This window comes from Providencia sp. TYF-12, assembly GCF_041344805.1.
GTDB classification, from domain to species: domain Bacteria; phylum Pseudomonadota; class Gammaproteobacteria; order Enterobacterales; family Enterobacteriaceae; genus Providencia; species Providencia huashanensis.
The window spans coordinates 4,305,026-4,318,711 of record NZ_CP166833.1 but is presented as its reverse complement, the minus strand read 5'-3'; the positions used below and the strand labels follow the sequence as shown (position 1 = coordinate 4,318,711).

Genomic DNA, 13,686 nt, shown 5'->3' with positions numbered 1-13,686 from the left:
TGAGACATAAAAAAGGCGCAAAGGCGCCTTTTTTAATTACCAAATTTTGATTGATCAATTTTTCTGGTACAGATCTTTATACAAACGGCTTTCGAAGCGCACTAACGGTACACGACGACTGCGTTGTTGGCTCTGTGGTACGGCATAAGCAGAAATAAACTGTACAAATGCTACGCGTTGCCCACTGGCTGTTGTAATAAAGCCGGCTAGGTTATAAACCCCCTGTAATGCACCTGTTTTGGCAGACACTTTCCCATTAACGCCCGCCTCATCAAAACCACCACGATAGCGTAATGTCCCATCATGACCTGCTAAGGGGAGCATAGAGATAAAATCGAGCTGTTGATCGTTTTTAGCGACAAACTGCAAAACTTCCATCATCGTTGCCGGGGTGATTAAATTATGGCGTGATAACCCTGAGCCATCGACCATGACAGTATTGCCAAGATCGATCCCCGCTTTTTGTTTCAAAACTTGCCTTACGGCATCAGACCCTGAGCGCCATGTTCCTGGAACACCATAATATTCGCGACCAATGGTACGAAAAACAGTGTCGGCAATCATGTTATCGGATTTCTTTAACATTACTTTCAATAAGTCATGTAAGGGCTTAGATTCTGTTTTGACTAACACTTGTGATTGAGCTGTTGGCTGAGTCCGTTTTTTTATATGACCGACTAATTCGATGCCTGCGGTAGTGAGCTCATTTTTGACAATTGCCCCTGAGTAGCTAGCTCCATTTTGCACCGCAAAAGCGAGAGGTAAGGGGTCACTACGTTGAGTAAGGCAACCTGTTAAAGTATAGCGATTTAACTCACCGGGTACGACGTCAAGTTCGCAATAACGGGCTTCGGGAGAGCCTTTTGCCAATGTTTTGACTTCACTGAACATGTTAACAGGATAAAAACTAGCTGTTTTGATAAAGGCAAAATCACCTGCTTTTTCAGCAGGGTATAGGGATACAGAAAAACAATTGCGGTCGATAATAGCGGCAGCAGGTGGCGCACTGAAGCATTGGGTCATATCATTCCATACCCAGCCAGGTGCTTTATCGTGGCTGGTAAATGCGGAAATATCGACGATCAAATCCCCATCAATTTTTTCGATCCCTAGCTGTTTTAACGCATTTGCCATGTTCCGAATTTGCTGGCGAGTTAACGTTGGGTCACCACTGAAGCGGATGACTAAGTCACCTGTCAGTGTATTGTTGCTCAGTTTTGCACTCGTTTCAAAATTGGTAACAAAACGGTAATCTGGCCCCAATTGCAACAATGCTGCAAGTGCCGTCACCACTTTTTGGGTGCTCGCTGGAAGAGCCATTTGCTGGGCGTTATAATCAATTAATGGGGTATTACTTCCCACCGTTTGCGCGACCAGAGCAAGGTTAGTGCCGTCAGGTAGATACTGCTTGTATTCATCAATTGGGATCGCCAAAGCTTGGCTACTGGCTAGGGTGATCCCTAAAGTGATTATCCATTTTCTGGTTAAAGTTAATAATGACATATATTTCACGCATTAGGGTGGACATACAGCACATACTAAAGTGTAATGCCTAATAAAGTAAACGGTGACCCGCTATTAAGTCTCAGTTAAAATAGCGTACATTATGATAAGATAAATGAGTACATAAGTCTGATTGAGTTTTTTTACCTAGAACACCCCCCTGTTATACAGAGGTGTTCGGTGTGCTGTTGTTACAAAATCAGGAAGATACTTATTTTTAGATAGGATTGAACCGAGGTATTTATTAATGAAACAGATCCCGATGACAGTACTTGGTGCGGACAAACTAAGAGAGGAACTGGAGTTCCTGAAATCTGTTCGCCGCCCAGAAATTATCGCCGCAATTGCTGATGCGCGGGAGCACGGTGATTTAAAAGAAAATGCAGAATATCATGCGGCTCGTGAGCAGCAGGGCTTCTGTGAAGGCCGTATCCAAGAAATCGAAGGTAAACTTTCTCACGCACAAGTGATTGATGTAACCAAAATGGTTAATAACGGTCGAGTGATCTTTGGCGCAACAGTGACAGTATTAAATGTTGATACCGACGAAGAGCTAACGTATCGTATTGTTGGTGATGATGAGGCTGATATTAAAGTTAATCTGATTTCAGTCAATTCACCAATAGCACGTGGTTTAGTCGGTAAAGAGGTTGACGATGTCGTCTCAATCAAAACCCCAGGTGGGGATGTAGAGTTCGAAATTCTTAAAGTTGAGTATATCTGATTCCTATTTTACTGAATTGGTTATATTATTTCCCCGGATTTAAAGAAAAAGGCCGCAGGCGGCCTTTTTCAACATATAAAACATGCTTTCAATGGCATTTTTATATAAATGATGGGTTATTATTTAGGTAAAATGATTTTGCGATCCGCCGAAGGGCGGTAAATAACAAGAATTTTACCAATGATTTGTACATTTACTGCACCAGTTTCGCGAACAATCGCATCAGCGATCAAATTTTTAGTATCACGGTCTTCGCCTGCGATTTTGACTTTGATAAGCTCATGATGCGCTAGTGAGAGTTCAATCTCAGCTAAGACACCTTCGGTTAAACCGTTGTTGCCAATCATAACGACAGGGTTTAAGTGATGAGCGAGACTTTTTAGGTGCTGAATTTGTTTTTTATTAAGATTCATCGATTTTTTGCTTGGTTAGTATTGAAAATGGCTTATTCTACCGCCATCTGATATCTATCACCATCAATTATATCTGTTCGATGGTAAAGAAGCAGCAACATAGGTGTAGATCTTTTAGTATAGTTGGAAGACACAATGGCCAATAAAAAACGTTCGGCAAGCTCAAGTCGCTGGTTGCAAGAACATTTTAGTGATAAATATGTTCAGCAAGCACAAAAAAAAGGGCTACGCTCACGTGCATGGTTTAAACTGGAGGAAATCCAGCAAGGTGATAAAATATTTAAACCAGGTATGACCGTTGTTGATTTAGGAGCAGCCCCTGGTGGTTGGTCACAATATGTTGTCAGCCAAATAGGTCATAATGGGCGTGTTATTGCTTGTGACTTATTACCGATGGACCCAATCGTTGGCGTTGATTTCCTTCAAGGGGATTTTCGTGACGAGGCAGTGCTCGCCGCTTTGCTAGAACGAGTAGGCGACAAAAAAGTACAGGTGGTCATGTCAGATATGGCCCCAAATATGAGTGGGACACCTGCGGTCGATATTCCTCGCTCTATGTATCTGGTTGAATTAGCATTGGATATGTGCCGTGCTGTATTGGCGCCTGGGGGGAGTTTCATTGTTAAAGTGTTTCAGGGAGAAGGCTTTGACGATTACCTTAGGGATATCCGCTCCCTGTTTACGAAAGTAAAAGTTCGTAAACCTGAATCTTCGCGGGCACGGTCACGTGAAGTATACATTGTAGCGACAGGGCTAAAACTATAGTACCCTGAGCGTTATTTGTTAACACAGTTGTAATATGAGGTTAATCCCTTGAGTGACATGGCGAAAAACCTGATTCTCTGGTTAGTCATCGCAGTTGTTCTGATGTCCTTGTTCCAGAGTTTTGGCCCAAGCGATTCGAATAGTCGCAGAGTTGATTATTCTACGTTTATCAATGAGTTAGCCCAGGATCAGGTACGTGAAGTTCGTATCACAGGTCGTGAACTGAACGTCAGAAAGGCTGATAATAGCCGCTATACAACTTATCTTCCTATGCAGGATGAGAAGCTGTTAGACACCATGCTGAATAAGCATGTGACTGTCGTTGGTGAACCACCAGAAGAACCTAGCTTACTGACATCTATTTTCATTTCCTGGTTCCCAATGCTTCTGTTGATTGGTGTCTGGATTTTCTTTATGCGCCAGATGCAAGGTGGCGGCGGCAAGGGGGCAATGTCATTCGGCAAAAGTAAAGCCCGCATGTTGACGGAAGATCAGATAAAAACAACATTTGCAGACGTTGCAGGGTGTGATGAAGCGAAAGAAGAAGTCGGTGAAATCGTAGAGTTTTTACGTGAACCTGCTCGCTTCCAGAAACTTGGCGGTAAAATTCCTAAAGGCGTCCTGATGGTAGGGCCTCCTGGTACAGGTAAAACACTACTTGCAAAGGCTATTGCGGGTGAAGCAAAAGTCCCATTCTTTACTATTTCCGGTTCAGACTTCGTGGAAATGTTTGTGGGGGTTGGTGCTTCTCGTGTTCGTGATATGTTCGAACAAGCGAAAAAAGCTGCGCCTTGTATCATCTTTATTGATGAAATCGATGCTGTCGGTCGCCAACGTGGTGCAGGTTTAGGTGGTGGTCATGATGAACGTGAACAAACCCTGAACCAGATGCTAGTTGAAATGGATGGTTTCGAAGGTAACGAAGGTATTATTGTTATTGCCGCAACTAACCGTGCAGACGTACTTGACCCAGCGTTATTACGTCCAGGTCGTTTTGACCGTCAGGTTGTTGTTGGCTTGCCAGATGTTCGTGGCCGTGAGCAAATTCTGAGAGTGCATATGCGTCGTGTTCCTATCGACCCAAGTGTTGATACTTTCATCCTTGCTCGTGCAACCCCTGGTTTTTCTGGAGCAGAATTAGCCAACCTAGTGAACGAGGCGGCATTGTTCGCAGCTCGCGCAAATATGCGTGTCGTTTCTATGGTCGAATTTGAAAAAGCTCGTGATAAAATTTGGATGGGTGCTGAGCGTCGTTCTCTGATGATGACTGAAGAACAAAAAGAATCAACGGCTTACCATGAAGGTGGCCATATGATTATCGGTCATTTAATGCCAGAGCATGACCCTGTTCACAAAGTCACAATCGTTCCACGTGGTCAAGCGCTGGGTGTGGCATTCTTCTTACCAGAAGGTGATGAAGTTAGCCGTAGCCGCTTAAAACTGGAAGGGATGATTGCGACAGCATATGCGGGTCGTATCGCAGAAGAACTGATTTACGGGCGAGATAAAGTCACCACGGGTGCCTCTTCTGATATTCAGTTTGCAACGAATACAGCGCGTAACATGGTGACTCAGTGGGGCTTCTCAGACCGTTTAGGTCCAATGCAATACTCAAAAGAAGAAGGCCCTGCATTTTTAGGTCGTTCTGCGGGTAATGGTTCAGGTATTTCTGATGAAACAGCGCGTATTGTTGATGAAGAAATTAAGAAAATCTTAGACCACTGCTACCAATTGGCTTATAAAACACTGGAAGACAATATTGATATTCTGCATGCAACGAAAGACGCATTGTTGAAATACGAAACTATCGATATGCCAATGATTGATGATTTAATGAATCGTCGTCCAGTACGTGAACCAGCAGGTTGGGATGAGGACAAAAAAGTCAGTAACGTGACTGGAACATTTGGCAAAGGTGCGTCAAATAGCGATAAAGTTGCTGATAAACCTCAAACTGAAGAACCAAAAAATAATGCTGAAGAGCCAAGCAACAATACTGATGAATCAAACCCATCAGACAATAACGATAACAAGCCACAATAAGTTATCGGAAAAGTAAGGTAATCGAGAGCCCCAGTTCGCTGGGGTTTTTTTCGTTAAGGAAAATAACAATGCAAATCAAAGCGAGAGGCAGTGTCCTTGATTTATCCACACCGCAAGTGATGGGGATTCTGAATGTTACTCCTGATTCGTTCTCAGATGGTGGCACTCATAATCGTTATCATGATGCATTAGAGCATGTAGCTAGGATGGTGCAAGAAGGGGCAACCATTATCGATATTGGTGGTGAGTCAACTCGTCCTGGGGCAGCTGAAGTTTCTGTTAGCGAAGAACTCGATAGGGTGATCCCTGTAGTAGAGGCTATTGCCCAACGTTTTGATGTGTGGATTTCTGTTGACACTTCGAAAGCGCAAGTGATGTCTGAAGCGGCAAAGGCAGGGATGCATATGATTAATGATATTCGCTCACTTCATGAGCCGGATGCATTAGACGTTGCTGCTCAAACTGGGTTACCTGTGTGTATTATGCACATGCAAGGCCAGCCACGAACAATGCAAGCCGCCCCAAATTATGAGAATGTTGTGCGTGAAGTTAAAGACTATCTAGAGGCTGAAATTGCACGTTGTGTGAATGCTGGAATCGATAGGCAGCAAATTATCCTTGATCCAGGCTTTGGGTTTGGTAAAAACTTGTCGCATAATTATCAATTATTGGCAAACTTAGAACAATTTCATAATTTCGGACTACCGCTATTGGCTGGTATGTCACGTAAATCTATGATTGGGCAATTATTGAATGTTCCACCTCAAGAGCGTCTCGCAGGCAGCCTTACTTGCGCAGTTATTGCTGCAATGCAAGGAGCGCACATCATTCGAGTTCATGATGTCAAAGAAACAGTGCAAGCGATGCAAGTGGTACAGATGACTCTGTCAGAAAAGGAAAAGTAAGCGTATGAGTGAGCGTAAATATTTTGGTACCGATGGTATCCGTGGCAAAGTGGGTGATAGCCCAATTACTCCTGACTTCGTTTTAAAATTAGGTTGGGCAGCAGGGAAAGTCCTTGCTCGTCATGGCTCACGTAAAATTATTATCGGTAAGGATACGCGTATTTCTGGTTATATGCTGGAGTCTTCTCTAGAAGCTGGGCTAGCGGCCGCTGGGCTATCAGCATCTTTTACAGGGCCAATGCCGACGCCAGCGGTGGCTTATTTAACACGTACTTTCCGCGCTGAAGCGGGGATCGTTATTTCCGCTTCCCATAACCCTTATTATGATAATGGCATCAAATTCTTTTCAATTGATGGGACTAAGTTACCTGATGAAGTCGAAGAAGCCATTGAAGCTGAAATGGAAAAACCGATCACTTGTGTCGAATCAGCAGAATTGGGTCGCGCTAATCGGATTGTAGACGCTGCTGGGCGTTATATTGAGTTCTGTAAAGGGACGTTCCCAAATGAGCAAAGCTTATCCAGCCTAAAAATCGTTATTGACTGTGCTAATGGTGCGACTTATCACATTGCCCCCAATGTATTTCGTGAGTTAGGTGCGGAAGTCATTACTATTGGTTGTGACCCGAATGGGATCAACATCAATGAAGAATGCGGCGCTACTGATGTTCGACAACTACAACAAAAAGTATTAGAAGAAAAAGCAGACGTCGGCCTAGCGTTTGATGGTGATGGTGACCGTATTATCATGGTTGACCATATGGGCGAAAAAGTGGATGGCGACCAAATCTTATTTATTGTCGCTAGAGAAGCTCTACGCCAAGGTCAATTAAAAGGCGGGGTAATCGGTACATTAATGAGCAATATGGGCTTAGAAATAGCCCTGAAACAGTTAGGCATTCCATTTGAACGAGCTAAAGTGGGTGACCGCTATGTGCTCGAAAAATTACAGGAAAAAGGCTGGCGCATGGGCGCGGAAAACTCAGGCCATGTAATTTTACTGGATAAAACCACCACGGGTGACGGTATTGTTGCTGGCCTACAAGTTTTGAGCGCTATGGTACGTAACCATATGAGTTTGCATGACTTATGTAGTGGTATGAAATTATTACCTCAAGTGCTGGTTAATGTTCGGTTCAAAGGCACACACGACCCTCTACAAAATGAGGGGGTTATTGCTGCTAATGAAGAAGTTGAAAAGCAACTGGCAGGTAAAGGCCGCGTGTTACTCAGAAAATCGGGTACAGAGCCGTTAATTCGTGTCATGGTTGAAGGCGAAAATGAAGCGGATGTAACTGCAATGGCGAATCGTATTGCGGATGCAGTTAAAGCCGCAGGTTGATTGTAATAAATAAAGCTGAGCAATATTTCGAAAATTTGTTGTTTTTTTCCGCAAATAATCGATAGAGTTTAAAATAGACTTGCTTGTCGGCTCAGCTTTGGGTAGTATTCGCACCTGCTCAATCCTGTAAGAGTGTCCTTTTGCGGGGAATTGGGCGGGTGTGCAGTGATAAAGGTCATAGCATTAGGCTATGCACCGTAACTGAATAGGTAACTCAAATGTACATAGCTCTTTTAATTATTTTCCTGCTAGCAGCTATCGGGCTTATCGCTCTGATTATGTTACAGCAAGGTAAAGGTGCTGACATGGGTGCATCATTCGGTGCGGGTGCTTCTGCAACACTGTTTGGCTCATCGGGTTCAGGTAACTTCATGACTCGTATGACTGGAATCTTGGCTGCTGTGTTTTTCATCATCAGTTTAATACTTGGCAATATGACTGCAAATAAGTATGGAACTGGTAGTGGTAGTAAGTGGGAAAACATTAGTGAACCTGCGAAAGTCGAGCAACCAACAGACGTGCCGGCAGCACCAGCTACACCAACGAGCGATATTCCTCGTTAAGTGTTAAAGATTCCGAATGAAGGCAGTTATTGTCATCATTGAGTAGTAAGCTCAGAAATGAGTAAGAAGTTAAAAATTTGAGGTTATTGATTTTAAATTGATAACCTCGCCTCAGTGCCGAGGTGGTGAAATTGGTATACACGCTACCTTGAGGTGGTAGTGCCTACAAAACGGGCGTACGGGTTCAAGTCCCGTCCTCGGCACCATTATTTTGATAGCTTGTAGTTTACGAGTTATCAGTGTAGAATATGTCACGTTTTCGAACGCGGGATGGAGCAGCTTGGTAGCTCGTCGGGCTCATAACCCGAAGGTCGTCGGTTCAAATCCGGCTCCCGCAACCATTTCTTATTCAACATACCTTGTCAGTATCGTAGTCAGAGTTGTTGTCAGATGTAGCAATCAAGTGTAGTTATCTAATAGCTCCCAAAATTTCTCATCGATTTCTCTAGACTTTGCAGGTATAATAAGAATATGGTGAACCCGTGCACTACAGGGTCCAGTTGCATAAAGCCCCGAATTTCGGGGTTTTTTGTTATTTGACAATCGAATTAACTGGGCTTTTATAGCCCTTTTTTTATGTCTGGGGGTGGGCTTGTCCACATTAGAACAGCAATTAACAGAGATGATTTCAGCACCTGTGGAGGCGCTAGGCTTTGAATTTGTTGGCTTAGAGTTTGTCCGTGGTCGCACATCGACACTGCGTGTCTTCATTGATAGTGAAGAAGGCATCACTGTTGACGATTGTGCTGATGTCAGCCATCAGGTTAGTGCAGTATTGGATGTCGAAGATCCAATTTCTGTTATTTATAACCTTGAAATATCGTCACCTGGGCTTGAGCGCCCATTATTCACAGTCGCTCATTACGAGCGTTTTGTTGGTGAAGAGGTGGCGTTAACTTTGCGTATAGCAATGCAGAACCGCCGTAAATGGCAAGGAATTATCAAAGCCGTAGACGGTGAAATGATTACGGTTACTGTAGATGGTAAGGATGAGGTGTTCGCCCTCGGCAACATCCAGAAAGCTAACTTGGTACCCCACTTTTAATAAAGTTCAATGAGGCAACTAGGATGAATAAAGAAATTCTGGCTGTTGTAGAAGCGGTTTCTAACGAAAAATCCCTCCCTCGTGAAAAAATCTTCGAGGCTCTGGAAACAGCATTAGCGACGGCAACCAAAAAGAAATATGAGCAAGAAATCGATGTTCGTGTTGAGATTGACCGTAAATCCGGTGATTTTGATACGTTCCGTCGTTGGTTAATTGTCGATGAAGTGACAATGCCAACTCGCGAAATCACATTAGAAGCAGCGCAATACGAAGACCCTGCACTGCAACTAGGTGAGTATGTTGAAGACCAGATCGAATCTGTTGTGTTTGACCGCATTACAACACAAACTGCAAAACAAGTTATTGTTCAGAAAGTTCGTGAAGCTGAACGTGCTATGGTTGTTGACCAATTCCGTGAGCAACAAGGCGAAATTATCACTGCTCAAGTGAAGAAAGTTAACCGTGAAAACATCACGTTAGACTTAGGTAATAACGCTGAAGCGGTTATTCTGCGTGAAGATATGTTGCCACGTGAAAACTTCCGCCCAGGTGACCGCATACGCGGAGTCCTGTATGATGTCCGTCCTGAAGCTCGCGGCGCACAACTTTTTGTTACGCGTTCTCGCCCGGAAATGTTGGTTGAATTATTCCGCATTGAAGTGCCTGAAATTGGCGAAGAAATTATTGAAATTAAAGCCGCTGCGCGTGATCCAGGTTCTCGTGCAAAAATCGCTGTAAAAACTAACGATAAACGTATCGACCCAGTTGGTGCTTGTGTTGGTATGCGTGGTGCGCGAGTTCAAGCCGTTTCTAGTGAGTTAGGCGGCGAGAGAATCGATATTGTGTTATGGGATGATAACCCAGCTCAGTTCGTTATTAATGCAATGGCTCCGGCTGATGTTGCATCTATCGTCGTCGATGAAGACAAATGCACGATGGATGTTGCCGTAGAAAGCAGTAACTTGGCACAAGCAATAGGGCGTAACGGTCAAAACGTTCGTCTAGCTGCTCAGTTGCTGAAAAAACACCGTGGTGATGACAAATGGGAACTGAATGTCATGACCGCAGAAGAGCTAAATGCAAAACATCAGGCAGAAGCACATGCTTCTATTGATACATTCACCAAGCATCTTGATATTGATGAAGAGTTCGCCACTGCACTTGTTGAAGAAGGCTTCTCTACGTTAGAAGAACTGGCTTACGTGCCTATTAATGAACTTCTGGAAATTGACGGTCTTGATGAAGATACCGTTGAAGTTCTACGTGAAAGAGCGAAAGCTGCCCTCACCACAATTGAGTTGGCTCAAAAAGAGAGCCTAGGTGATAATCAGCCAGCAGAAGATTTGTTGAATCTTGACGGTATGGATCGTACTCTTGCCTATAACTTGGCTACTCGTGGAATCTGTACACTGGAAGATCTTGCTGAGCAGGGCATCGACGACCTGATTGATATTGAAGGTCTGGATGATGAGAAAGCAGGTACGCTCATCATGGCCGCACGTAATATTTGCTGGTTCGGTAACGATGCGTAAACACTGTAGCAGGAAGGAACGGCATGACAGAAACTGTAAAAACATTGGCAACGGAAATTCAAATCACAGTTGATCGCCTGGTACAGCAATTTGCTGAAGCAGGGATCAAAAAAAGTGAGAATGACTCTGTTAGCCAGTCAGAAAAAGAAGCTTTACTGAACCACCTAAACCGCGAACAAGGCGGGGCGGCGGGTCAGCCAAGTAAGTTAACACTACAACGTAAAACTCGTAGTACGTTGAGTGTTCCGGTCACCGGTGGCAAAAGCAAATCGGTAAATGTTGAAGTCCGCAAAAAACGCACTTATGTGAACCGTGACGCTGAAGAAGCGAAAGCGGAAGAGCAGGCACAGCGTGAAGCGGAAGAGCAGGCACAGCGCGAAGCTGAAGAACTGGCACAACGTGAAGCACAAGCTAAGCGATTAGCAGAAGAAGCTGCAAAACGCGAAGCAGAAGCAAACGCAAAACGTGATGCCGAAGATAAAGCAAAACGTGAAGCAGCAGATAAAGCTACGCGCGAAGCAGCGGAAAGAGAAAAAGTGAAACCAAGCGAAAATCATCAAAAAGCAGGCAAATCGTCTGAAACTAATGCCGACAAACAACGCCGTGAAGCTGAAGCTGCAGAGCTAAAACGCAAAGCTGAAGAAGAAACTCAACGTAAAGTTGAAGCAGAAGCGCGTCGTGTTGCTGAAGAAGCCCGTAAAATGGCTGAAGAAAATGGCGAAAAATGGACGGCTGAAACTAAAACTGAAGAAGACAGCGATTATCATACAACCACTTCTACGCACGCTCGTGCCGCTGAAGATGAAAATGATGCGAAAGAAGAAGGCCGTCGTTCTCGTAACCGTACCGCTAAAGCACCTCGCCAGAAAAAAGGTAACAAGCTTTCAGAGAAAGCTGATCGCGAAGAAGAGCGTGCAGCAGGTCGTTCAGGTCGTACTAAAGGTAAACAACGTAAAGGCAGTTCCTTACAGCAAAGCTTTACTAAGCCAGCTGCTGCGGTAAACCGCGATGTTATCATTGGTGAAACGATCACTGTAGGCGAACTTGCTAATAAAATGGCGGTTAAAGGCTCTCAAGTCATCAAAACAATGATGAAGATGGGCGCTATGGCGACTATCAACCAAGTGATTGACCAAGAAACTGCACAGCTTGTTGCAGAAGAAATGGGTCACAAAGTTATTCTGCGTCGTGAAAATGAGCTAGAAGAAGCGGTAATGAATGACCGTGATACAGGCTCTGCATTACAAGAACCACGCGCACCAGTTGTTACTATTATGGGTCACGTTGACCATGGTAAAACGTCTTTACTTGACTACATTCGTTCAACGAAAGTGGCATCAGGTGAAGCCGGTGGTATTACTCAGCATATCGGTGCGTACCACGTACAGACCGATAAAGGTATGATTACCTTCTTAGATACCCCAGGTCACGCCGCGTTTACCTCTATGCGTGCTCGTGGAGCTCAAGCAACGGATATCGTTATCCTTGTTGTTGCTGCCGATGATGGTGTTATGCCACAAACAATTGAAGCTATTCAGCATGCGAAAGCAGCGGGTGTACCAATTGTGGTTGCAGTCAACAAAATCGATAAGCCAGAAGCTGATCCAGACCGCGTCAGAAATGAGTTATCTCAATACGGTGTTATTTCCGAAGATTGGGGTGGTGATACTCAGTTCATTAGCGTATCAGCTAAGAAAGGTACAGGTATTGATGACCTACTGGATGCTATCTTACTGCAAGCTGAGGTTTTAGAACTGAAAGCAGTTTATGCAGGAATGGCAAGCGGTGTTGTTGTTGAATCTTACTTAGACAAAGGTCGTGGCCCAGTGGCAACTATCTTAGTTCAAGAAGGTACACTGAACAAAGGCGATATCGTCTTATGTGGGTTTGAATATGGCCGTATTCGTGCAATGCGTAACGAATTAGGTAAAGAAGTTCAATCTGCAGGCCCTTCTATGCCAGTTGAAATTTTGGGGCTATCAAGCGTCCCATCTGCTGGTGATGAAGCGACAGTAGTTCGTGATGAGAAAAAAGCCCGTGAAGTTGCTCTATATCGTCAAGGTAAATTCCGCGATGTTAAATTAGCGCGCCAGCAGAAATCTAAACTGGAAAACATGTTTGCGAACATGGAAGAAGGTAAAGTTTCTGAACTGAATATCGTGCTGAAAACTGACGTTCAAGGTACTTGTGAAGCGATCACTGACTCTCTGATGAAACTGTCAACTGATGAAGTTAAAATTAAAATCATCGGTTCTGGCGTTGGTGGTATCACTGAGACAGATGCAACATTAGCAGCGGCATCAAATGCTATCATTCTTGGCTTTAACGTCCGTGCAGATGCATCTGCGCGTCGTGTCATTGAAAGTGAAAGCGTTGATTTACGTTACTATTCCGTTATCTATAGCTTGATTGATGAAATCAAACAAGCAATGAGCGGTATGTTGGCACCTGAATACAAACAACAAATCATTGGTCTTGCAGAAGTCCGCGATGTATTTAAATCACCGAAATTTGGTGCTGTTGCAGGTTGTATGGTTACAGAAGGTACCATCAAGCGTAATAACCCAATTCGTGTACTGCGTGACAACGTGGTTATCTACGAAGGTGAGTTAGAGTCTCTGCGTCGCTTTAAAGATGATGTTGCTGAAGTTCGTAACGGCATGGAATGTGGTATCGGTGTTAAGAACTACAACGATGTTCGTGTCGGCGATATGATTGAAGTCTTCGAAGTTATTGAAGTTAAGCGTTCGATCGACGGTTAATTTTATAGATACCCGTAATATCACTTTGTTATAAAGCGAAGCGGGTAAATATCTTCATACTTTATTTTCCATTGGGGGGCTTAGCCCCC

Annotated in this window: 11 protein-coding genes and 2 tRNA genes; 11 read left to right on the top strand and 2 right to left on the bottom strand. The window is 44.1% G+C overall.

Annotation, left to right across the window (positions count from 1 at the left end; translation table 11 throughout):
* Nucleotides 1-54: 54 nt before the first annotated feature.
* The gene (gene dacB / locus ABE954_RS20190; RefSeq protein ID WP_042845749.1) at nt 55-1,503 is read right to left on the bottom strand and encodes a serine-type D-Ala-D-Ala carboxypeptidase; all 1,449 of its coding nucleotides are present in this window, start codon (nt 1,501-1,503) and stop codon (nt 55-57) included.
* A 247-nt stretch (nt 1,504-1,750) separates the two neighbouring features.
* On the opposite strand from dacB, the gene greA reads away from it, so the two are divergent.
* Entirely contained in the window at nt 1,751-2,227 is a 477-nt protein-coding gene (greA, locus tag ABE954_RS20185; protein WP_042845748.1) for a transcription elongation factor GreA, read from the top strand.
* Between the two features lie 119 nt (nt 2,228-2,346).
* Here the strand turns inward: greA and yhbY are convergent, their stop codons facing one another.
* On the bottom strand, nt 2,347-2,640 hold the full coding sequence (yhbY, locus tag ABE954_RS20180; RefSeq protein WP_004905914.1) for a ribosome assembly RNA-binding protein YhbY: 294 nt from the start codon (nt 2,638-2,640) through the stop codon (nt 2,347-2,349).
* Nucleotides 2,641-2,775: 135 nt separating this feature from the next.
* Here yhbY and rlmE point away from each other — a divergent pair, with 135 nt between their 5' ends.
* The 10 genes from rlmE to infB all read left to right on the top strand — a co-directional run bounded on the left by rlmE (nt 2,776) and on the right by infB (nt 13,597).
* Nucleotides 2,776-3,405: a 23S rRNA (uridine(2552)-2'-O)-methyltransferase RlmE gene (gene rlmE, locus ABE954_RS20175; protein ID WP_004905912.1), complete on the top strand. Its 630-nt coding sequence runs from the start codon at nt 2,776-2,778 to the stop codon at nt 3,403-3,405.
* Between the two features lie 57 nt (nt 3,406-3,462).
* The gene (gene ftsH, locus ABE954_RS20170) at nt 3,463-5,448 is read left to right on the top strand and encodes an ATP-dependent zinc metalloprotease FtsH (RefSeq protein ID WP_071548693.1); all 1,986 of its coding nucleotides are present in this window, start codon (nt 3,463-3,465) and stop codon (nt 5,446-5,448) included.
* Nucleotides 5,449-5,516: 68 nt separating this feature from the next.
* Nucleotides 5,517-6,353, top strand: coding sequence for a dihydropteroate synthase (gene folP, locus ABE954_RS20165; protein ID WP_048605841.1), 837 nt, complete (start codon nt 5,517-5,519; stop codon nt 6,351-6,353).
* A 4-nt stretch (nt 6,354-6,357) separates the two neighbouring features.
* Nucleotides 6,358-7,695: a phosphoglucosamine mutase gene (glmM, locus tag ABE954_RS20160; RefSeq protein ID WP_048605844.1), complete on the top strand. Its 1,338-nt coding sequence runs from the start codon at nt 6,358-6,360 to the stop codon at nt 7,693-7,695.
* 218 nt (nt 7,696-7,913) lie between these two features.
* On the top strand, nt 7,914-8,258 hold the full coding sequence (secG, locus tag ABE954_RS20155) for a preprotein translocase subunit SecG (protein WP_042845742.1): 345 nt from the start codon (nt 7,914-7,916) through the stop codon (nt 8,256-8,258).
* Between the two features lie 116 nt (nt 8,259-8,374).
* A tRNA-Leu gene (locus tag ABE954_RS20150) sits at nt 8,375-8,464 on the top strand.
* A gap of 58 nt (nt 8,465-8,522) precedes the next feature.
* Nucleotides 8,523-8,599 (top strand) — tRNA-Met (locus ABE954_RS20145).
* Nucleotides 8,600-8,850: 251 nt separating this feature from the next.
* Nucleotides 8,851-9,303: a ribosome maturation factor RimP gene (gene rimP / locus ABE954_RS20140; protein ID WP_042845961.1), complete on the top strand. Its 453-nt coding sequence runs from the start codon at nt 8,851-8,853 to the stop codon at nt 9,301-9,303.
* A gap of 23 nt (nt 9,304-9,326) precedes the next feature.
* The gene (nusA, locus tag ABE954_RS20135) at nt 9,327-10,835 is read left to right on the top strand and encodes a transcription termination factor NusA (RefSeq protein ID WP_042845741.1); all 1,509 of its coding nucleotides are present in this window, start codon (nt 9,327-9,329) and stop codon (nt 10,833-10,835) included.
* Nucleotides 10,836-10,858: 23 nt separating this feature from the next.
* The gene (infB, locus tag ABE954_RS20130; RefSeq protein WP_042845740.1) at nt 10,859-13,597 is read left to right on the top strand and encodes a translation initiation factor IF-2; all 2,739 of its coding nucleotides are present in this window, start codon (nt 10,859-10,861) and stop codon (nt 13,595-13,597) included.
* The last annotated feature ends 89 nt before the right edge of the window (nt 13,598-13,686 follow it).

Coding starts and splice junctions, on each gene's coding strand:
- ftsH (WP_071548693.1), top strand. CDS start 3,463: ATGGCGAAAAACCTGATTCTCTGGTTAGTCATCGCAGTTGTTCTGATG.
- glmM (WP_048605844.1), top strand. CDS start 6,358: ATGAGTGAGCGTAAATATTTTGGTACCGATGGTATCCGTGGCAAAGTG.
- greA (WP_042845748.1), top strand. CDS start 1,751: ATGAAACAGATCCCGATGACAGTACTTGGTGCGGACAAACTAAGAGAG.
- folP (WP_048605841.1), top strand. CDS start 5,517: ATGCAAATCAAAGCGAGAGGCAGTGTCCTTGATTTATCCACACCGCAA.
- dacB (WP_042845749.1), bottom strand. CDS start 1,503: ATGTCATTATTAACTTTAACCAGAAAATGGATAATCACTTTAGGGATC.
- rlmE (WP_004905912.1), top strand. CDS start 2,776: ATGGCCAATAAAAAACGTTCGGCAAGCTCAAGTCGCTGGTTGCAAGAA.
- infB (WP_042845740.1), top strand. CDS start 10,859: ATGACAGAAACTGTAAAAACATTGGCAACGGAAATTCAAATCACAGTT.
- secG (WP_042845742.1), top strand. CDS start 7,914: ATGTACATAGCTCTTTTAATTATTTTCCTGCTAGCAGCTATCGGGCTT.
- yhbY (WP_004905914.1), bottom strand. CDS start 2,640: ATGAATCTTAATAAAAAACAAATTCAGCACCTAAAAAGTCTCGCTCAT.
- nusA (WP_042845741.1), top strand. CDS start 9,327: ATGAATAAAGAAATTCTGGCTGTTGTAGAAGCGGTTTCTAACGAAAAA.